The sequence below is a fragment of the Naasia sp. SYSU D00948 genome, from assembly GCF_017916515.1.
Lineage (GTDB): Bacteria > Actinomycetota > Actinomycetes > Actinomycetales > Microbacteriaceae > Naasia.
In genome coordinates this window covers 1,968,113-1,987,771 of record NZ_JAFMTA010000001.1, presented here as the reverse complement: position 1 = coordinate 1,987,771, position 19,659 = coordinate 1,968,113, and the positions used below count along the sequence as shown (strand labels likewise).

The window sequence follows — 19,659 nt, the reverse complement described above, 5'->3', positions numbered from 1 at the left end:
GCGCGGCTCCTCCCTCGTCGCTTTGGGCCCGTAGCCCGGAACGCCGTAGGGTCGCCCCTAGAGGTCACTTCGATCCGGTCGGGAGCGGTGAGATGCCCGCGGAGTTCTCCGACTGGTTGAGGGAGGTCGGTCCACTCCTCTTCCACCTGGTGGTCTGGGGTCTGGTCTTCGCGGGCACCGCGCTGTTCCTCGGCATCTTCATCCCCTTCATCACCGGCGACTCGCTGCTGTTCCTCGCGGGCGCCCTGGCGAGGTCCGTCCCGGGGCTCAACATCTGGGTGCTCGCGGTCGGCGTCGGCGTCGCCGCCTTCCTCGGCGATCAGGTCGGCTACCTGCTCGGGCGTCGCTACGGGCGTCCGTACCTGAACCGCCGCGACAGTCCCTGGATCGGCCGGATGGTGGCGCGGGCGGAACGGTTCTACGAGCTGTTCGGCTGGTGGTCCGTGGTCATCGCGAGGTACATGCCCTGGATCCGAGTGCTCATCCCTCCGATCGCGGGAGTGAGCGGGATGCCGTACCGGCGCTTCGTCACGGCCAATCTCGTCGGCGCCCTCCTCTGGGGCGTGCTCATCACCATGAGCGGCTACCTCACGGTCAGCCTCGAGTGGGCGCGTCCGGCCGCGTACGCGGTGGCGGCCGCTGCGATCACCGCGTCCGTCGTCTCCGGAGTCCTGGCCGTCCTCCGTGACCGGCGAGCACGCGCAGACCTCTCGCGCGAGGCGGAGAGCCCATGACGACTCGCTCCTTCGCGCACGAGCTGCTGTTCGTCAGCGACTGAGCGGGCTCCACTCAGCCCCGAGCTCTAGCGTGGCGGGGTGATCCCGCGTGTTCGGCCGGGCCCCGGCCAGGAGTCGGTGTGGGACTATCCGCGGCCTCCCCGAGTAGAGGCGAGCGGCGAGCGCGTGGTCGTGCGCCTCGGCGGGATGGTCATCGCCGACACCCGCGAGGCTCTGCGGGTACTCGAGACCAGTCACCCGCCGGCCTACTACCTGCCGCGGTCCGCGTTCCCACCCGGAGCGCTCCGGGCCGCCGCCGGCTCGTCCGTGTGCGAGTACAAGGGCCGGGCGAGCTACCTCGATGTGAGGGCGGGAGGGGTGACGGCCTCTCGCGCCGCCTGGACCTACCCGGCCCCGCTTTCCGGCTACGAGGCGCTGGTCGATCACGTATCGCTCTATCCGGCCGCGATGGACGCCTGCGAGGTCGATGGGGAGCGCGTCGTGCCGCAGGAGGGCGGCTTCTACGGCGGCTGGATCACCTCGCGTGTCGTCGGACCCTTCAAGGGAGCCTCGGGCACCCTCGGCTGGTGACGGCGCGCCGCTGGCGCGCAGGGAGGCCTCCCGCCTCCGGGCGCCTGTACTGGTGGGAACAGGCGACAGGTACCTGCCGGCACTCAGGAGAACCGCGCCGACTTCGAGGTGGGTCTGATCGGCGAGGGCATCGGCCGTGTTCTCTGACACCGCCCCTGCACGAAGCCGAGGCCGCAGCCCTTGGAAGCGGGACCAGGAGCGCGCACCTCGCGCGGTCGCGAGGGGCTGGCGGCGCGGCGCCAGCCCCTGCGATCGGGAGCGCTACAGCGTGCGGGCGTGCGGATCGAAGTCCGCGGGCACGGCGGGCACGGGAGCGACGGTGCTCTCGACCGCGACGAACTCGCCGCGCTCGGCGGACTCCTCCGCGGAGAGCATGATGTCGAGCACGTGGAAGCCGAGCTCCCCGGTCGCGACGTGCGGGCGGTCCTCCGCGATGGCGCGCACCATGTCGAGCACACCCAGGCCGCGGCCGACCACGACGCCCTGCTGCTCGACCTCGTGCCAGGGCTGCTCGAAGGACATGCCGTCGCGCAGGACGCCGAGCGGCTTCACGTAGGCGGTCCGCCCCTCGAACCGGTTCGGGTCGGGGATCACCATGCTGCCTTCGGTGCCGTGGATCTCGACGACCCCGTGGCGCTCGAGAGCAGAGTCGAAGCTCAGGAGGCTCTGCGCCTGCTGCCCCGCCTCGAAGGCGGCGAGCACCTGGATCGTCGACGGCACCTCGACGGGGAAGCCCGTGTCGGCGTTCGGTCCCGTGCGGATGGTTCGCTCCTCACGGGCCTTCATCCCGAGGGCTCCGACGCGGTGGACGGGGCCGAAGAGGCTCACGAGGGCCGAGAAGTAGTACGGGCCCATGTCGAGCAGCGGACCCGCGCCGCGCGCGAACAGGAACCCGGGATTCGGGTGCCAGAGGTCCGGCCCCTGTGTCTGGAACACCGTCTGCGCGAACAGCGGCTGCCCGATGACCCCCTCGGCGATGGCGCGCTTGGCCGTCTGGAAGCCGGGACCGAGCACCGTGTCGGGAGCCGAGCCGATGCGCAGCCCCGCCGCCGTCGCGTCCTCCAGCAGCGCCTCGGTGCTCTCGCGGTCGAGGCCGAGCGGCTTCTCCGTCCACACGTGCTTGCCCGCGGCGATCGCCGCGGCCGAGACCTCGACGTGCACCGCGGGGATCGTGAGGTTCACGACGAGCTCGACGCCCGGGTGGGCGAGCACGTCGTCGGCGGTGCCGGAGGCCGGCACACCGTGCTTCTCGGCCTGCGTGCGGGCGCGGTCGGTGTCCAAATCGCCGACCACGAGCACCTCGACGTCCGGGAAGGACGTCAGGTTCTCGAGGTAGGTGTCGCTGATGACTCCGGCGCCGATGATGCCGATGCCGACCGCGCTCACCTGACGTACCCGCCGTCGCGCAGGAAGGCCAGGCTCGCGGCGATGTCCTCGAACACGTCGCCCGGCGCGTGGTCGTACTCGATCACGGCGTACTCGAGTGAGGTCGCGGCGCGCAGCGCGGCGTCGAGCGGGACGTCGCCGGTTCCGGCGTGCCGCTGATCCAGGCTGTCGGAGCTGAAGGCCGGAGCGTCGGGCGCGAACGGGTTGCTCGGCGGCACCACGCCGTCCTTGACGTGCACGGCGACGAGGCGGGTGCCGAGCCGCTCGACCAGTGCGGGCACGTCCTGGCCGCCGGCGAGTGCCCAGAACAGGTCGAGCTCGAGCGCGATCCGGTCGTCGGTGAGGCTGACGAACCGCTCGTACGCACTGACTCCGTCGAAGTCGGCGACGAACTCCTGCGAGTGGTTGTGGTATCCCACGGAGAGACCGAAGCCGGCCGCGACGTCGGCGGCGGCATTGAGGCGGTCCGCGATGTCGGCGACGCCGTCCTCGGTCAGCCATCGCTTGGGGTCGACGAAGGGGTCGATGACGATGCGCATGCCGACCGTCGCGGCCGCCTCGAAGACGACCTCCGGCGCGGGCGTGGGGATCGCTCCGTCCGGCGTCCACAGCTCGTCGGAGAGCAGGGGCGCGTGCCCGGTCGGGGCCGCGAGGCCGCTCGCGTCCAGCGCCGCGCGCAGCTCGGGTGCCCGGTCGACGAACGCGAAGGCCTCGACGTTCGAGAGCCCCGCGGCGGCGAGCTTGTCGAGCGAGCCGTGCATGTCGGCGGAGAACTGGGCGGCCAGCGTATAGAGCTGGACGGATGCCTCGGGCAGTGCCACGGGGACCTTCTTCCTACATCGTCGTCTGGTCGCGTCGATCCGAGCGCGACGCTGGGACGCTAACACAAAACATCCACGTGGAGGTATTTGCAGGTAGGTTGAGCCCATGGACGACGACGATGGCTCCCTCATCGGGCGCCGCGGCTCTTACGCGAAGGGGGTGGCGCGGCGGCAGGAGATCCTCGACCGGGCCATCGAGGTCTTCGCGGAGCGCGGGGCCTACGGCACCTCGCTGCGCAGCATCGCGCAGTCGATCGGGGTCTCGCACGCCGCGCTCCTGCACTACTTCGACTCACGGGAGCAGCTGCTTCTCGCGGTCTACGAGCACGCAGAGCTGAAGCGCGACGCCGATCCGGATCGGCCGGAGGCGAACGACGCCGTCGACGTCATGGTGCAGGCGGCGACGGCCAACGTTAAGGTGCCGGGACTCGTCGAGCTCTACTCGACGCTGGTCGCCGCCTCGCTGCAGGAGGGGAACGCGGCGGGCAAGGCCCACTTCACGGAGCGGTTCGATCGTCTGCGGCGGGACCTCGCGGACCGGATCCGTGCGGAACAGGCGACGGGCCGGATGCGAGGCGACGTCGACCCCGAGCACGTGGCCGCCCTCATCGTGGCCGCCTCCGACGGCCTGCAGATCCAGTGGCTGCTCGAGCCCTCGATCCGACTGCAGGAGACCCTCGGCACGCTCGCGACGCTCCTGCATCCCCCGGCCGCGGACTGATTCACCGCGCCGTGCGGCGGCAGCAGCAGCTCGGCTGCGAACGATCCCGTCAGACGGCGACCGCGCGGAAGCCCGGGGATCCGAGCACGCGCTCGACGCGCAGCTCGAGCACGACCCGCTGCGGGTTGGGTCGCGGCGCACGGTAGCGAGCGGTGTACAGCGAGACGGCGTGGGCTACAGCATCGGGATCATCGAGCACCCGCGCCGTCCCCTCGAAGCTGATCCACCGGGCGCGATCGACCGAGCAGACGGCGGCTCGACCGCTGCGCTGCGCGTTCACGAACTTCTGCGACCCGCGGGAGCCGATGATCCGCACCACGCCGGCTTCGTACGTGAAGCCCACGGGGACGGCGTGGATGCGGTGGTGCCGCCCCAGAGTGGAGAGGGTGCCGAGGTGATACTCGGCGAGGAACTCGAGGGCCGCGTCGGTCAGCATCGCCTCAGCCTCCCGAGCGCTCGACCGGCCGCCCGCCTGGATGTCCCCGGATCGCTCCATCAGCGATCCGAGGGCAGGATCTCGGCGAAGACCGGGAACTTGGGCTGACGCCCGTCGCCCGACGACGTGCGGGTGAGCCGGCGCCGCACCCAGGGCACGACGTGCTCCCGGTAGTAGTCGGCTTCGCGGGCTCGCTGCACCGAGGACTGCTCCGGCAGCGACCACCACTCCGGCGGCGGGTCGAACCCGAGCGCGGTCAGCACGCGCGCCGCCACCCGGTGATGACCGCGCGTGTTCATGTGCAGCCGGTCCTCGCTCCAGTAGCCGCGCCGACTCAGCTCCTCGTCCGGCCAGTTCAGAGCACGAATGATGTCCGGCCTGTCCGCGAACCGAGCCGCGACCTCCTCCGAGAGCCGATCGCCGCGGGACTGGATCAGGCGGCCCAGCGGCAAGTGGGGCGAGGGGTTCGCGCCGCTCAGCAGGACCAGCTGGACACCCTCCTCGTCGCAGCGCCGCGCCACGACGCTGAAGGCGTCGACGATGGAGCTCATCGGGGTCCTCGGCCGCAGCATGTCGTTGCCGCCGCCGTTGAACGAGAGGTGCGTCGGTCGCAGCTCGAGCGCCGGCTCGAGCTGCTCCCGGACGATGGGCCACGCGAGCTTGCCCCGGATCGCGAGGTTCGCGTACTCGATCGGCTGTCCGAGGGCATCCGCCCAGCCCTGCGCGACGAGGTCGGCCCATCCGCGGACGATGCCGCCCGGCAGCTCATCGCCGACTCCCTCGGTGAACGAGTCGCCGATCGCGACGTACCGCACGACACTCACGATGCGACCGCGCTGACGGTGGAACGTGGCATCCGTTCATCGTTCCATCTCCCTGGCGCGGACGCGGCCTCCCTCTCGTTCCGCTGCGGCGACGAGGAATACCCCTCTGGGGTATAGGGTTGCTTCGGAGCGATACCCCTGGAGGGTATGCATGAAGGGAAGCGAGGAGTGATGACGACGAGCGAGTACCGGGTGACCGGCATGACGTGCGGACACTGCGAGATGTCGGTCCGCGAGGAGGTCGGGCGCATCGACGGAGTGGAGCACATCGAGGTGAGTGCACGCACCGGGCGGCTCACGGTGACGGCGCCTCAGCGCGTGGATGACGGTGCCGTGCTGGCCGCCGTCGACGAGGCCGGCTATACGGCGGTGCCGGTCGGATGACGACTGCGGGACGACTGGCGCTGTACGCCGCAGGGCTGGCGATGGCGTTCCTCGGCGCATACGGGATCGCCGCCGCCGTCGTCCCCGGCGACATGGTGACGAATCGGACGGAAGGAACCACGATGGAGGACCACGGGAGCAGGCCGGAACTGCCGACGGGGGCGCTCTCCGGACTGTCGCTCTCGGCGCACGGGTACGCGCTGTCGCCCGTGACCGCGCCCGTTCAGGTGGGCGAGCCCGGCGAGCTGAGCTTCTCGATCATCGACGAGGACGGGAACGCCCTCGTCGCCTTCGAGACCTCCCACGAGAAGGCCCTGCACCTGATCGTCGTGCGGTCCGACGGGGCGGAGTACCGCCACGTGCACCCGGTCCTGGACGCGACGACGGGGAGGTGGTCCATCCCCTGGGAGTGGAACGAGGCCGGAACCTACCGCGTGTACGCCGACTTCGCGCCCTCCGCCCCGGGTGACCGGGGAGCCGCGACCCTGTCGCGCACCGTCCATGTGGCCGGCGAGCTCGAGCCGGTTCACGTGGACGCAGTCGCCACGACCGACGAGGTCGACGGCTTCCAGGTCTCGGTGGACGGGCGGCTGATCGCGGGCGCCGCCGGCGAGCTCACCGTGACCGTCCGTCGGAACGGTGAGCCGGTCACCGAGCTGCAGCCGTACCTGGGCGCGTTCGGCCACCTCGTCGCCCTGCGCGACGGCGACCTCGCCTATCTGCACGTGCATGCCCACGGTGACGAGCCCCGGGAGGGCGAGACGTCCGGGCCGGAGATCACATTCTCCGCCGAGGCCCCGACCGCGGGCCGGTACCTCCTCTACCTCGACTTCCAGGTCGACGGACAGGTGCACACCGCCCGCTTCGTGCTCGACGCCGCTCCCGGCCACGGCGGGAGCGACCCCCACGGCCGGCACGGCTCGGGCGACCACTGACGTCGGCCACCGCGACGAGAGGAACCGAGAGAAGCATGAGCACGAGCACGAGCGCGCCGCCGCCCGCGTCCACCGTCGAGTTGGAGATCGGCGGGATGACCTGCGCCTCCTGCGCGACGCGGATCGAGAGGAAGCTGAACAGGCTCGACGGCGTCGCCGCGAGCGTGAACTACGCCACCGAGAGGGCGCGCGTCTCCGTTCCGGAGGGGTACGACCCGGCGCTGCTGATCGCCGAGGTCGAGAAGACCGGGTACGCCGCCGCGCTCCCCGCCCGGGAGGAGTCACCGACGGGGGCGGCCCCGGGCAACGGGGACGGCGCCGATCCGGAGCTGGCCGCGCTGCGCATGCGTCTGCTGGTCTCCTCCGCGCTGACGGTCCCCGTCATCGCGATGGCGATGATCCCCGCGCTGCAGTTCACCTATTGGCAGTGGGCGTCGCTGGTTCTCGCCGCGCCCGTGATCGTCTGGGGAGCGTGGCCGTTCCATCGGGCAGCCTGGACGAACCTGAGGCACGGCACCGCGACCATGGACACCCTCATCTCCCTGGGGACCGGCGCGGCGTTCCTGTGGTCGGTGTACGCCCTCTTCCTCGGCACCGCAGGTCTTCCCGGGATGACGCACGCGCTCGAGCTGACCCTCGCGCCGTCCGACGGCTCGGCCAACCTCTACCTCGAGGTCGCGGCCGGGGTGACGATGTTCATCCTCGCCGGCCGGTACTTCGAGAAGCGCTCCAAGCGGCAGGCCGGAGCGGCGCTGCGGGCGCTGCTGGAGCTCGGGGCGAAGGAGGTCTCGGTGCTGCGCGGCGGCTCCGAGATCAAGATCCGGGTCGAGGAGCTCCAGACCGGTGACGAGTTCGTGGTCCGGCCCGGTGAGAAGATCGCCACCGACGGTGTCGTGGTCTCAGGCACCTCCGCGGTGGACGAGTCCATGCTGACGGGCGAGTCCGTCCCGGTGGAGGTGGCCGAGGGCGACCGGGTCACCGGGGCGACCGTGAACGCCGGCGGCCGCATCGTCGTGCGCGCGACGCGCGTCGGGTCGGAGACCCAGCTCGCGCAGATGACGAAGCTCGTGGAGGACGCACAGGCCGGGAAGGCCGAGGTGCAGCGCCTGGCCGACAGGGTCTCAGGCGTGTTCGTCCCCGTCGTGATCGCGGTCGCTGTCGCGACGCTGGGGGCCTGGCTCGGCGCCGGGTTCCCGGCCGCCGCCGCGTTCACCGCCGCGGTCGCGGTCCTCGTGATCGCCTGCCCCTGCGCTCTCGGCCTCGCTACGCCGACCGCGCTCCTCGTCGGCACGGGCCGTGGCGCCCAGCTGGGCATCCTGATCAAGGGTCCTGAGGTGCTCGAGTCGACGCGCCGGGTCGACACCGTCGTGCTCGACAAGACCGGCACGATCACCACCGGGAGGATGACGCTCGTCGGCGTCGTCGTCGAGCCGGGAACGGATCGGCGGGAGCTGCTGCGCTTGGCCGGGGCTCTCGAGGACGCCTCCGAGCATCCCATCGCTCGGGCGGTCGCGAAGGCCGCCACGGAGGAGAGCGGGTCCCTGCCGACTCCCGAGCACTTCGCCAACCTCGCAGGCATGGGAGTCGAGGGGCTGGTGGACGGGCGCGCCGTCATCGTGGGCCGGGAGTCGCTGCTGGCCGAGTGGGGTCTCGAACTGAGCCCGGCGGTGGCCGCGGCCAAGGTGGAGGCCGAGCGCGAGGGCAGGAGCGTGGTCGCCGTGGGCTGGGACGGCGCCGCCCGCGGGATACTCACCGTCGCCGACGCGGTCAGCCCGACCAGCGCGGAAGCGGTCGCGCAATTCAGGAGGCGAGGGCTCGTCCCGATCCTGCTCACCGGTGACAGCGAGGCCGCAGCTCGCCGGATCGCGGCCGAGGTCGGGATCGACGAGGTCCACGCCGGGGTCCTGCCCGACGGCAAGGTCGAGGTCGTCGCCCGTCTTCAACGCGAGGGCAGGGTGGTCGCGATGGTGGGCGACGGAGTCAACGACGCCCCCGCCCTCGCCCAGGCCGACCTCGGCCTGGCGATGGGCACGGGCACGGATGTCGCGATCGCGGCAGCCGACATCACGCTGGTCCGCGGCGACCTGCGCAGCGCGGCCGACGCGATCCGTCTCTCACGCCGAACCCTCCGCACGATCCGGTCGAATCTGTTCTGGGCCTTCGCCTACAACGTGGCCGCCATCCCCGTCGCCGCACTGGGACTGCTGAACCCGATGCTCGCCGGCGCCGCCATGGGACTGTCGAGCGTGTTCGTCGTCGGCAACAGCCTGCGCCTCCGCGGGTTCCGAAGCGCATCCGCGCCGGGGCGACCGAGGCTGACGTATCTTGTGGGCGGTGCCTCCTCCCGGCACCCTGCTCGCCACGCTCCCGGCACGACTTCCGGGCACGCCTCATCTCCGACAGCACGAACGGACGCATCATGACCGACCACCCGGAGACCGTCCAGCCCGCGCACCACGGGTACATCTCCGCCAAGAGCGCCTACCTGGCGCGGCTGAAGCGGATCGAGGGCCAGGCGCGCGGCCTGCAGAAGATGGTCGACGACGAGAAGTACTGCATCGACATCCTGACCCAGATCACCGCCATGACGAGCGCGCTCGAGAGCGTCGCGCTCGGCCTGCTGGGGGACCACCTCTCCCACTGCGTGCACGAGGCCGTCGCCGCGGGCGGCGAGGAGGCCGACGCCAAGATCAAGGAGGCGTCGGAGGCGATCGCCCGGCTCGTGCGCTCCTGACGGCTCACCCGGCCGCTCGCGGTTCTCCCGACCTCCGCCGTCCTTCCGCCAGCTCCCCAGACCCCGAGGATTCACCCATGGCCGTCCGCGCAGCCCCGCTCACCCGGTCGGAGGTGGACGCCCTCCAGCGCCGCACCGTGGCCACGATGACCCTGGCGCAGGTCTTCAGCGCCCTCGGCAACGGATCCACCCTCGCACTCGGCTCGATCCTCGCCGTGGACCTGTCGGGCGACGAGGCATTCGCCGGCGCCACCACGACGGCGCTGACCCTGGCCCCGGCACTTCTCGCCGTTCCGCTGTCCGGACTCGCGGTCCGCCGGGGACGCCGCGTCGCGCTGACCACCGGTCTGGCCGGGGCGACCGTCGGCACTCTGCTGATCGTCGCCGCCATCGTAGGGCGCGTCTTCCCCCTGCTGGTGGTCGGCGCTTTCCTCGTGGGCCTCGGCTCCGCGGTCAACCTGCAGGCGAGATTCGCCGCCACCGACCTGGCCCGGCCGGAGCGCCGAGGGCGGGACCTGTCGCTCGTCGTCTGGGCGGTGACGATCGGCGCGGTCACCGGTCCCAACCTGATCGCGCCCGGAGCGGCGCTGTCCTCGGCGCTCCGCCTGCCCACCGAGGCCGGCCCCTTCCTCATCTCCGGCGCGGGCATGGTGATCGGGGCACTCCTGCTCTTCGCCGGGCTGCGGCCGGACCCGCTCCTGGTCCGGCAGGAGCTCGACTCCCCCAGCGCCTCCGCCACGACACCGGCCGCGTCCACCCGCGTGGCGCGCCCGTCGGTGCGCCAGGGGTGGGCCGCCGTCCGGGAGTCGCGGCAGGCGCGGGGAGCTCTGGTCATGCTGCTGGCCGCGCACACGGTGATGGTGGCCGTCATGTCGATGACTCCCCTGCACCTCCAGCACACCAGCACCGACGTGCACGGCGGGGCCTTCCTCACGATCGTCGGGTTCACCATCTCGCTCCACGTCGCCGGCATGTACGCGCTGTCACCGCTGATGGGCTGGCTCGCCGACCGGTACGGCGGCGGTCGCGCCGCGCTCGGAGGCCTGGCGATCCTGCTCGCCGCAGTCGCGACCGCGGGCATCGGGCACGCGACGATCCCCGTCATCACGGTGGGTCTCGTGCTCCTGGGCCTCGGCTGGTCGGCCGCCACGGTCGCGGCGTCCTCCCTCCTGGTCGACGCCGTGGCGCCTGTCGCGCGCGTCCCGGCCCAGGGACTCTCCGACGCCCTCATGAGCGGCGCCGGAGCCCTGGGCTCCCTCGGCGCAGGCACCGCGATGGCCCTCGCGGGCTTCGCCGGTCTCAACGTCATGGCGGGCATCCTTCTCCTCGCTGCCGCTCTCTACGCGGCCCTCACCCTCGGGAGAGGTCGAAGCCGGAGGGTGGACTCCGGCCCCGCTGTCAGCTGACGGCTCTTCCCTTTCGCGGTCGCGATCGCGCTCCGAATCCGAGGGAACCGTCACCGGGACTGCGCTCGCCGGTGCGCCGCGGGCGGCACCGGAGGCACCGGCGGAGGCGAGGGATCCTCCCCCACCGGCGGCACTCTGACTCTCGGCGTGCAGGTGCCCGCCTCCACCTTCGCGGCCCAGGACGCCCGATGGGCGAACGAGTCCCCCTACATGCAGGCCGTGTACGACTCGCAGCTGAAGGCCGACCCGGACGGCACCATCCAGCCGAACCTGGCCACCGAGTGGGAGTACAACGAGGACAGGACCGTCCTCACTCTCACCCTGCGCGACGACGTCACCTTCACCGACGGCGAGAAGCTGACCGCCGATGCGGCCGCCAAGAGCCTGCTCGCGTTCCGCGATGGGGCCTCACCGAACAAGGGAAACCTCGCGAACGTCGCGGACGCGAAGGCCGTCGACGACTCCACGCTGGAGATCACCCTGTCCGAGCCCGACCCGGCTCTGCTGACCTACCTCACGCAGAACGCCGGCCTCGTGCAGAGCCCCGAGACCGACCCCGCCACCATCGCCACCGTCCCGGACGGCTCCGGCCCGTACATCCTCAACACCGGCGAGGGTGGTGGGCAGCAGCTACGTCTTCGACAAGAACGAGGACTACTGGAACCCGGACGGACAGCACTACGACAAGCTCGTCATCAACGTCTACACGGACGCCACGTCGCAGCTGAGCGCGATCCAGGGCGGCCAGGTCAACGTGTCGGTCGTCAGCGACAACACGGTGATCCCGCAGATCGAGGGCGCCGGATTCACGGCCGTCGGCCAGGAGCTCGACTGGACCGGATTCCTGCTGGCCGACCGCGAGGGCAAGCTGACGCCCGCTCTCAAGGAGGTCAAGGTCCGTCAGGCGATCAACCACGCTCTGGATCGTGAGGCGCTCCTCGAGACGCTCGGCGCCGGCTACGGCACCGTGACGGGGCAGGTCTTCCCGACCTACTCGCCGAGCTACGACGCGGAGCTCGACACGTACTACGACTACGACGTCGAGAAGGCCAAGGATCTGATGGCCGAGGCGGGCTACGCCGACGGGTTCGACCTGGTCATGCCACGGGCGAGCACGGTGCCCGCCGCGCAGTTCACCCTCATGGCCGACCAGCTCGCCCAGATCGGCATCCGGGTCGCCTTCGACGAGCTCCAGGTCAGCGACTTCATCAGCAGCATCCTGGGTCAGAAGTACTCGATGACCTGGTTCCGCCTGCAGCAGGACCCGACGGACTTCCAGCTGGCCAAGTTCCAGATCGCCGCGGACTCCACCTGGAACGTGTTCCACGTGGCGGACCCGACGGTCGAGGACCTGATCACGCAGATCCAGACCGGAGACGAGACCACCGCGGAGACCGCCGGACAGGAGCTCAACCGGCACATCGTCGAGAATGCCTGGTTCGCGCCGTTCTACCGGAGCCAGAACACCAAGGCCGCCGACGCCGCCACGCAGATCGAGATGCAGACGGGCAACACCTGGCCCTACCTCTGGAACATCCAGCCCAAGTAGTCGCCGGCGCATCGAGTGCCGGGCCGCAGTTGATGCGGCCCGGCACTTCGCCGTCTCGCAGTCGGACCGCACCGCTGGAACAACAGCTGCCGGGCGCGTCGCCGGTACGCTGACGCACATCCGGAGGGACCCCATGAGCGAACCAGGACGAGAACGCCGAGCGGCGCTTCGATTCCGCACCTCAGACGAGTCACACCGAGTCACGACATTCGAGCTGTTCTTCGACCTCGTGTTCGTCTTCGCGTTCACGCAGGTGACCCACTACATGTCGGACAGCCACAGCGCCCTCGGGGTGCTCCAGGCCATGATCATCCTCGGAATCCTGTGGTGGTCGTGGGTTTCCTACAGCTGGCTCGCCAACCAGACCTTCGTGGACGAGGGGATGGTCCGGGTCGGGATGTCGGTCGCGATGGCGGCGATGTTCCTCGTGGCGCTCGTCATCCCCGAGGCGTTCGAGGACTTCCCCGGCGGTCTGCACGCGCCGCTGGTATTCGCCGTCTCCTATCTAGTGGTCCGGCTCGCGCACCTCCTGCTGTACCTCGGCGCCGCCGCGGACGACCGTCCGCTCCGCGATCAGGTGCTCCGGACGTTCGTCGCCATGTTCCTCGGCACGGGCTTCGTGCTCGCGGGCGCGATCGTCGGCGGACCGGCTCAGACGTGGCTCTGGCTCCTCGGGTTGACGCTCGACGTGGCGTACACCTACCTGACCGGTCACGGCGGGAACTGGCGCGTGCACTCGGCGGCGCACTGGGCGGAGCGGTTCGGGCTGATCGTGATCCTCGCCCTGGGCGAGTCGATCGTGGCGATCGGCGTCGGCGTCGCGCAGGAACCGATCACCACCGAGATCGTGATCGGCTCGCTGCTCGCCATCGCCCTGTCCGTGGCGCTCTGGTGGCTGTACTTCGACGTCGTCGCCATCGCGGCCGAGCACGAGCTCGCCCGCCGGAAAGGCGCCGACCGGGCGAACCTCGCCATCGACGGCTACACCTATCTCCACTTCCTCATCATCGCGGGCGTCGTGCTTTCGGCTCTCGGTGTGGAACAGGCCATGCACCACGTGAACGACAGCGATCCGCTTGGCCTCTTCGCCGGCGTCGCCCTCTTCGGCGGCACCTCCCTCTACCTTGCGGGACATGCGGCGTTCTGGTGGAGGGCCGGCGGCCGACTCAAGACCTGGCGCCTCGGTGCGGCCGCGCTGCTCATCGCCGTCATCCCCCTGGGTGCCGCTGTGCCGGCGCTCGCGTCGCTCGCCATCGCCGTGGCCATCACGGGCGCCGTCGCAGCGATCGAGACCTTGGCGTATGCACAGGGCCGTGCCGAGATCCGCGCGTCAGCCCATCCGCGGCGGGACCAGGCCGTCAACCAGGAAGGCACAACCGGCGGATGACGGTGTGGCCGGACTCCGCGCGTCGCACCACCCGTCACGGCACGGTCGCCGGGACCAAATTGAAGTAGGAGCGGGCGTCGGGCGGGCGGATGTCCGCCACGGTGTCGCTGAACAGCCGCATGGGGTGCGGCGAATAGGGGTGCTCGGCGATGGCATCGAAGTCCAGCTCGATGCCCAGCCCCGCTCCGCTCGGGATCATGACGTCGCCGTCCGGGGTGAGCACGAGCGCCTCGTCGGAGATGTCGCTGCGCCACGGCACGTCGACGGCCATGATCTCGAGGTATCGGAAGTTGGGGAGGGCAGCGGCGAGCTGGAGGGTGGCCGCGGTGCTGAGCGGGCCGCTCGGGTTGTGCGGCGCGAAGGGCACGTAGTGGGCTGCCGCGAGGGTGGAGATGAAGCTCAGCTCGAGGAAGCCGCCGGAGTGGGTGATGTCGGGCTGGACGAAGTCGACGGCGTTCCGGGCGAGGACCGGCACGAACGCGTGACGGCCGAACCACCGCTCTCCTGCGGCGATCGCGACCGGCGACTTGGAGCGGATCTCGATGAGCGCGTCGATCCCTTCCGGCGGGCTCGGCTCCTCGAAGAACACCGGCTGGAACCGCTCGAGCTCCCGCGCCACCCGGATCGCCGTCGGCACGTCGAAGCGGCCGTGGCCTTCGATGAAGAGCTCGATGTCGTCGCCGACCGCCTCGCGGACCGCGGCGACCGGCTCGAGCAGCCGTCGCAGGTCCCGCGGCGTCACTTGCAGATCCGCCGCCTCGAACGGGTCCCACTTCAGTCCCCGGAACCCCTGCTCGACGGTAGCGACGGCGGCTGCCGCGAAGTCCTCTGGGGTCCTGGCTCCCGAGAACCACCCGTTGGCGTAGGCACGGACCCGGTCGCGGACCTGTCCGCCCAGCATGCGATGCACCGGCACCTCCAGCGCCCGGGACGACACGTCCCACATGGCCATCTCGAGGGCACTGAGGGCGGTCATGGTGACGGGGCCGCCTCGCCAGTAGGCGTCCCGGTTCGCCTCGTAGATCGTCTGCGAGATCCGCAGCGGATCCTTCCCCCGTACGGCCTCGGCGAGCACCGCGATGGCGCCGCGCACCGCGTGCTCCTGGCCTTCGAGCGTCGCCTCCGCCACCCCGGTCAGGCCCTCGTCGGTGTTCAGGATGAGGAAGACGAGATTCGTGCGATAGAAATCGACGACGACCGTCTCTAGTGCGGTGATTCTCATCGCAGTGGTAGTTCCGTCATCGTGGGTCGCTTTCTTGTATGCGGCGCATCGCACGCCTGCAGCGAGCGCTTTCCGGATTAACATCGAGAATGGACAAAGAACGATCCACGAGAAGTCCTGCTCGGCGCACGTGAGCACTAGGGTCCACTGACATGGCCGACCTTCACGCCGAGCTCGTCGAGGAGCTCGGCCTGCGCATCGTGCGGGGCGACTGGCCTCCGGGCACGCGCATCGATGTGGACGCCCTCGAGCCGGTGATGGGAGCCAGCAAGACCGCCATCCGCGAGGCGCTGCGCGTCATACGCGAGAAGGGCCTGATCGACTCCTGGCCGAAACGCGGCACGTTCGTGAGGAGTCGCGACGACTGGAAGCTCCTCGACGGAGACGTGATCATGTGGCGTCGCGCCACGCGGCGCGATGATGACCGCTTGCTCTCCGACCTCTCGCAGCTGCGGGACGTGATCGAGCCCGCGTCGGCCCGGCTCGCTGCCCAGTACCGCGATGACAGCGATATCGCCCAGCTCGAACGCGCGTTCGCGGAGTTCGCGTCGGCCGGCCAGGACGTGCGACGGCTGGAGGCGGCCGATCGCGACTTCCACCTGCAGCTCCTGCGGGCGACTCACAACGAGCTCATGATCAGGCTGGATGTCGTCGTGGCGCATGCCCTCGACGCGAGGAACCGGATCCAGCACCACCCGGGAGCGCCGTGGATGGATCCTGTTCCCGATCATCGCCGGGTCCTCGAGGCCGTCATCGCCGGGGATCCCGAAGAGGCGGAGGCGGCCATGCGATACGCCCTCCGCGAGTCCGACAGCGACCTCCGTGGGGGCGAGCCTCCCTTCGACAACAGCTGACGCGAGTCCCCGTAGAGGTCGAGACCGCCGGTGAACAGATCTCCCTGGCTCGGAGGAAATCGCCTCTGTCGTCGGTCATCGCTGTGCTCCTGTCGTCGTCCGGCCTCAGGACCGGCGGGCTTCCGGCTGCTGCGCGTCGCCGGCGAGGCGGATCACGGTCCAGGACACCGGGGGGAGGGTGACGGTGACGCCTCCGTCCACCACCTGGGCCGAATCGTTCGCCTGCGGCAGCACCCGGTTCGGGTCCTCGGCGGTGTTCTTCGCGTAGGGATCCGGGTCGCTGAGGGTGATCGCCTCGATGACCGAGAGTGCGCCGTCGTGCTGGACGTCGAGGTTCAGCTCGAGTGGGCGGTCGATCCTCCGGTTCACGACGAAGACCGCGTACTCTCCGGCCTCCTCGTCGTAGGTCGCGACCGCGTGCACGAGCGGAACCGACCCGTACTCCTCGGTGTCGTAGTCGTCGCACCGTACGCGCACATCGAGCGCCGTTCCCCGGGCCCACTTCGAGGTGAGGGCGAAGGGATGGAACGTCGTCTGACGCCAGACGGACCCCCCTCGCTCCGCCCGGATCGGGGCCATGGCGTTGACGAGCATCGAGAGGCACGCGGAGGTGATCCGATCGGCGTGCTTGATCAGCGAGATCAGCAGGCTTCCGACCACGACCGCGTCCGCCGCCGAGTAGATGTCCTCGGCGACGCGCGGCCCTACCGGCCAATCCGAGCCGAGGATGTCCTCGCTGCGGTAGAAGCCCTCGCTCCGCAGCCCATCCTGCAGGTACCAGACGTTCCACTCGTCGAACGAGATGCTGAGCGTCTTCGTGCTCCGCTTGAGCGCCTTCACGTGGTCCGCCGTCGCGATCACGGCCTCGATGTACTCGTCCATGTTCGCTGCTGACGCGAGGAAGGAGCGCAGGTCTCCGTTCTTCTCCTCGTAGTAGGCGTGGCAGGAGATGTAGTCCACCTCCTCGTAGGTGTGGGACAGCACCGTCCGCTCCCACTCGCCGAACGTCTTCATCCGGAAGTGCGACGAGCCGCAGGCCACGAGCTCGAGGTCGGGATCGAACTGGCGCATCGCCAGCGCCGTGCGCCGCGCCAGTGCTCCGTACTCGTCGGCGCTGCGGTTGCCCAGCTGCCACCGTCCGTCCATCTCGTTGCCGAGGAACCACGTCCTGACGCCGAAGGGCTCCGCCGCGCCGTTCGTCACCCGCCGGTCCGCGAGCGTGGAGCCGGCAGGGCCGTTCGTGTACTCGAGGAGCTCCATCGCCTCGGCGGTGCCGCGGGTTCCGAGGTTGATCGCGAGCATCAGATCGGTGCCGAGCTTGCTCACCCAGGACGCGAACTCGTGCAGCCCGACCTCGTTCGTCTCGGTGGAGTGCCAGGCGAGCTCCCGCCGGACCGGCCGCTGCTCCTTGGGGCCGACCCCGTCCTCCCAGTTGTAGCCGGAGACGAAGTTCCCGCCGGGGTAGCGGATGCCGCAGAGGTCGAGCTCCTTCGCGACCTCGAGCACGTCCTGGCGGAATCCCTCCTCGTCGGCGGACGGGTGGTCCGGCTCGTAGATCCCCCCGTAGACGGCGCGCCCGATGTGCTCGATGAACGATCCGAAGAGCCGCCGGCGGACCGGCCCCACGACGAACGCCGGGTTCACGGTCACGTGTGCAGAGGACATGGACTTCCTTTCGGGGGTGAAGGGGTGGCGAGAGTGGGCAGCGCGAGCCCCGACCCGGCGCGGAATGGGGCGCCGGGCAGCTGCGCGGCGCCCGGCGCGGGCGCGGGCAGCAGCTGCCGGTCAGGCACGACCGATACCGAAAGTCTCCGGCTACTTGAGGCTGCCCATGGACAGACCGCCCTGCCAGTACTTCTGCAGCATCAGGAACGCGATGATGAGCGGCACGACGGAGATCAGCGACCCGCTCGTCACGAGGTTCCAGATGATGCTGCCTGCGGTGGCCGAGTTCGACTGCACCTGCCAGTAGTTGAGACCCACTGTCACGGGGAGCAGTCTCTGGTCCGAGATCATCGCGAGGGGCAGGAAGTAGTTGTTCCAGCCTCCGACGATGTTGAGCAGCATCACGGTCACGATCGCCGGTCGCATGAGCGGCACCGCGATCGTCCCGAACGTCCTGAACTCGCCGGAGCCGTCGACCCGCGCGGCGTCGAGCAGCTCGTCGGGTATTGCGTCCTGGATATAGACGCGCATCAGGTACACCCCGAACGGGCTCAGGAGCGTCGGGAGGATCACGGCCCAGATCGTGTTGGTGAGGCCGAGGTTGTTGAACAGCACGTAGGTCGGAATCACGAGCGCCGTGAGCGGGACCATCACCGACGCCAGCAGGATCATGAAGCTGAGGCCGCTGCCGCGGAAGCGGTACTTCGCGAAGGCGTAGCCCGCCAGAACGGCGAGCACGGTGGAGCCGACGCCGCCTGCGATCGCGTACAGGAACGAGTTCCCGAGCCAGCGCAGGTAGATGCCGTCGTTGTACGTCGCGAGTTGCGCGATGTTGTCGAACAGCGCGAACTCGTCGGCGAACCACAGGGGCCTTCCCGCGAAGAGGCCGCTCGTGCTCTTGGTGCCGGCGACGATGAGCCACCACAGCGGCAGCAGGAAGTAGAGCGCGGCGATCGCGAGAAGGAGATGGGAGCCGATGGCCGGCCTGCGCCGTGGCGCCGACCTGGCCCGCTGCTTGCGGGTGCCCGAGGCGGTGATCGCCTCGTCGACGAGGGGTGCGGGAGAGGTCGTCATCAGCGGAGTCCGCTCTTCTTGCGCGTGGCGACGAGAAAGATGATGGAGGCGAGGAACACCATCAGGCCCAGTGCGAACGAGATGGCCGACGCGTAGTTGAACTGCTGATAAGAGAACGCCAGGTTGTAGGCGTACAGGTTGGGCGTGTACGCGGCGTCGATCGCGTTACCGGCGAGCGGAGCGAGCACCTGCGGTTCCGTGAAGAACTGCAGCGTCCCGATGAGTGAGAACACGATCGTCAACACGATCGATGACGTGATGATCGGCAGCTTGATCTGCAGTGCCGTCTGCAGCTTCGTCGCCCCGTCGATCCGGGCCGCCTCGTAGAGAGACGGGTCTATCGACTGCAGCGAGGCGTAGAAAATGATCATGTAGTAGCCGGTCCACTGCCACGTGACGATGTTCGTCAGCGACGCGAAGATCGTGTCGCGGCTCAGCAAGTCGGGAGCCGGCAGGTTGAGAAAGTCGAAGAACGACACCAAGGGGCCGAACGAGGGGCTGTACAGGAAGCCCCACATCAAAGCCCCGATGACACCCGGGATGGCGTACGGCGCGAAGATCAGCAGCCGAGAGAACCGGGCGAAACGGGTTCGGACGTCGTCAAGGACGAGCGCGAAGATCAGAGCCAGCCCGATCTGGATCGGCACGAAGACGACGGCGAAGGCGGCGACCCGCAGCATTCCCGTCATGAAGCGCTCGTCGGCGAACGCTCTGAAGTAGTTGGCGAGGCCGGCGAACTGCTCTCCTTGAGCGAGCGTGTTCGTGTGGAGGCTCATCCAGAACGCGTAGACGAGCGGCAGGACGAGGAACACCAGGAACACCACGGCGAACGGGGCCAGGAAGACCCAGCCGAAGCGCGCGTGCTTCCGGTCGAGACTTGCGCCGCTTCGCCGCCGCTGAACGGGCGGGCGGGCGGTCGCGGAAACCTGAGCGGTCATTGTGTCACTTCCTTGC

General features: G+C 69.9%; 19 protein-coding genes and 1 pseudogene. 12 read left to right on the top strand and 8 right to left on the bottom strand.

Going from position 1 to position 19,659, the window contains the following annotated elements; genetic code table 11:
• Positions 1-92: 92 nt before the first annotated feature.
• Positions 93-734: a DedA family protein gene (locus J3P30_RS09320; RefSeq protein ID WP_210480770.1), complete on the top strand. Its 642-nt coding sequence runs from the start codon at positions 93-95 to the stop codon at positions 732-734.
• A gap of 81 nt (positions 735-815) precedes the next feature.
• Positions 816-1,307 (top strand): DUF427 domain-containing protein, encoded by a 492-nt coding sequence (locus J3P30_RS09315; RefSeq protein ID WP_210480769.1) that lies wholly within the window; start codon positions 816-818, stop codon positions 1,305-1,307.
• 261 nt (positions 1,308-1,568) lie between these two features.
• On the opposite strand, the gene J3P30_RS09310 is transcribed toward J3P30_RS09315, so the two are convergent.
• Both J3P30_RS09310 and J3P30_RS09305 read right to left on the bottom strand, forming a co-directional pair.
• Positions 1,569-2,693, bottom strand: a complete 1,125-nt coding sequence (locus J3P30_RS09310; RefSeq protein ID WP_210480768.1) for a Gfo/Idh/MocA family protein — start codon at positions 2,691-2,693, stop codon at positions 1,569-1,571.
• Positions 2,690-3,514, bottom strand: coding sequence for a sugar phosphate isomerase/epimerase (locus J3P30_RS09305; RefSeq protein WP_210480767.1), 825 nt, complete (start codon positions 3,512-3,514; stop codon positions 2,690-2,692). Before J3P30_RS09305 ends, J3P30_RS09310 begins: the two co-directional genes overlap by 4 nt.
• Positions 3,515-3,620: 106 nt before the next feature.
• Between J3P30_RS09305 and J3P30_RS09300 the strand changes: the two genes are divergently transcribed.
• The gene (locus J3P30_RS09300) at positions 3,621-4,235 is read left to right on the top strand and encodes a TetR/AcrR family transcriptional regulator (protein ID WP_210480766.1); all 615 of its coding nucleotides are present in this window, start codon (positions 3,621-3,623) and stop codon (positions 4,233-4,235) included.
• 49 nt (positions 4,236-4,284) lie between these two features.
• Here J3P30_RS09300 and J3P30_RS09295 read toward each other — a convergent pair whose 3' ends face one another.
• On the bottom strand, positions 4,285-4,731 hold the full coding sequence (locus tag J3P30_RS09295; RefSeq protein WP_282593731.1) for a PPOX class F420-dependent oxidoreductase: 447 nt from the start codon (positions 4,729-4,731) through the stop codon (positions 4,285-4,287).
• A complete protein-coding gene (locus J3P30_RS09290; protein ID WP_374058547.1) occupies positions 4,731-5,486 on the bottom strand; it encodes an SGNH/GDSL hydrolase family protein in 756 nt (251 codons plus the stop codon). Before J3P30_RS09290 ends, J3P30_RS09295 begins: the two co-directional genes overlap by 1 nt.
• A 180-nt stretch (positions 5,487-5,666) precedes the next feature.
• Here J3P30_RS09290 and J3P30_RS09285 point away from each other — a divergent pair, with 180 nt between their 5' ends.
• The 8 genes and pseudogenes from J3P30_RS09285 to J3P30_RS09255 all read left to right on the top strand — a co-directional run bounded on the left by J3P30_RS09285 (position 5,667) and on the right by J3P30_RS09255 (position 13,890).
• Positions 5,667-5,879, top strand: a complete 213-nt coding sequence (locus J3P30_RS09285; protein WP_210480764.1) for a heavy-metal-associated domain-containing protein — start codon at positions 5,667-5,669, stop codon at positions 5,877-5,879.
• Entirely contained in the window at positions 5,876-6,814 is a 939-nt protein-coding gene (locus tag J3P30_RS09280; protein WP_210480763.1) for a heavy-metal-associated domain-containing protein, read from the top strand. Before J3P30_RS09285 ends, J3P30_RS09280 begins: the two co-directional genes overlap by 4 nt.
• Before the next feature lie 35 nt (positions 6,815-6,849).
• Positions 6,850-9,237, top strand: coding sequence for a cation-translocating P-type ATPase (locus J3P30_RS09275; protein ID WP_210480762.1), 2,388 nt, complete (start codon positions 6,850-6,852; stop codon positions 9,235-9,237).
• Positions 9,234-9,548, top strand: coding sequence for a metal-sensitive transcriptional regulator (locus J3P30_RS09270; protein WP_210480761.1), 315 nt, complete (start codon positions 9,234-9,236; stop codon positions 9,546-9,548). Before J3P30_RS09275 ends, J3P30_RS09270 begins: the two co-directional genes overlap by 4 nt.
• Before the next feature lie 77 nt (positions 9,549-9,625).
• Positions 9,626-10,954, top strand: coding sequence for an MFS transporter (locus tag J3P30_RS09265; protein WP_210480760.1), 1,329 nt, complete (start codon positions 9,626-9,628; stop codon positions 10,952-10,954).
• Between the two features lie 210 nt (positions 10,955-11,164).
• Positions 11,165-11,557 (top strand): annotated as a pseudogene (locus J3P30_RS15695) (ABC transporter substrate-binding protein); the annotation flags it as partial.
• A gap of 13 nt (positions 11,558-11,570) precedes the next feature.
• Positions 11,571-12,503 carry an ABC transporter substrate-binding protein gene (locus J3P30_RS09260; RefSeq protein WP_210480759.1) on the top strand — a complete coding sequence of 311 codons (933 nt, stop codon included), beginning with the start codon at positions 11,571-11,573 and terminating at the stop codon, positions 12,501-12,503.
• A 133-nt stretch (positions 12,504-12,636) separates the two neighbouring features.
• Positions 12,637-13,890 (top strand): low temperature requirement protein A, encoded by a 1,254-nt coding sequence (locus J3P30_RS09255; RefSeq protein WP_210480758.1) that lies wholly within the window; start codon positions 12,637-12,639, stop codon positions 13,888-13,890.
• Positions 13,891-13,924: 34 nt separating this feature from the next.
• Here the strand turns inward: J3P30_RS09255 and J3P30_RS09250 are convergent, their stop codons facing one another.
• Entirely contained in the window at positions 13,925-15,112 is a 1,188-nt protein-coding gene (locus J3P30_RS09250; RefSeq protein WP_210480757.1) for a mandelate racemase/muconate lactonizing enzyme family protein, read from the bottom strand.
• 152 nt (positions 15,113-15,264) lie between these two features.
• On the opposite strand from J3P30_RS09250, the gene J3P30_RS09245 reads away from it, so the two are divergent.
• Positions 15,265-15,966 carry a FadR/GntR family transcriptional regulator gene (locus tag J3P30_RS09245; protein WP_210480756.1) on the top strand — a complete coding sequence of 234 codons (702 nt, stop codon included), beginning with the start codon at positions 15,265-15,267 and terminating at the stop codon, positions 15,964-15,966.
• Positions 15,967-16,071: 105 nt separating this feature from the next.
• Here the strand turns inward: J3P30_RS09245 and J3P30_RS09240 are convergent, their stop codons facing one another.
• The 3 genes from J3P30_RS09240 to J3P30_RS09230 form a co-directional block, all read right to left on the bottom strand.
• Positions 16,072-17,631: an alpha-N-arabinofuranosidase gene (locus tag J3P30_RS09240; RefSeq protein WP_210480755.1), complete on the bottom strand. Its 1,560-nt coding sequence runs from the start codon at positions 17,629-17,631 to the stop codon at positions 16,072-16,074.
• Between the two features lie 150 nt (positions 17,632-17,781).
• Positions 17,782-18,705: a carbohydrate ABC transporter permease gene (locus J3P30_RS09235; protein ID WP_210480754.1), complete on the bottom strand. Its 924-nt coding sequence runs from the start codon at positions 18,703-18,705 to the stop codon at positions 17,782-17,784.
• Positions 18,705-19,643 carry a carbohydrate ABC transporter permease gene (locus J3P30_RS09230; protein ID WP_210480753.1) on the bottom strand — a complete coding sequence of 313 codons (939 nt, stop codon included), beginning with the start codon at positions 19,641-19,643 and terminating at the stop codon, positions 18,705-18,707. The genes J3P30_RS09235 and J3P30_RS09230 overlap by 1 nt, the downstream gene beginning before the upstream one ends.
• Positions 19,644-19,659: the final 16 nt, after the last annotated feature.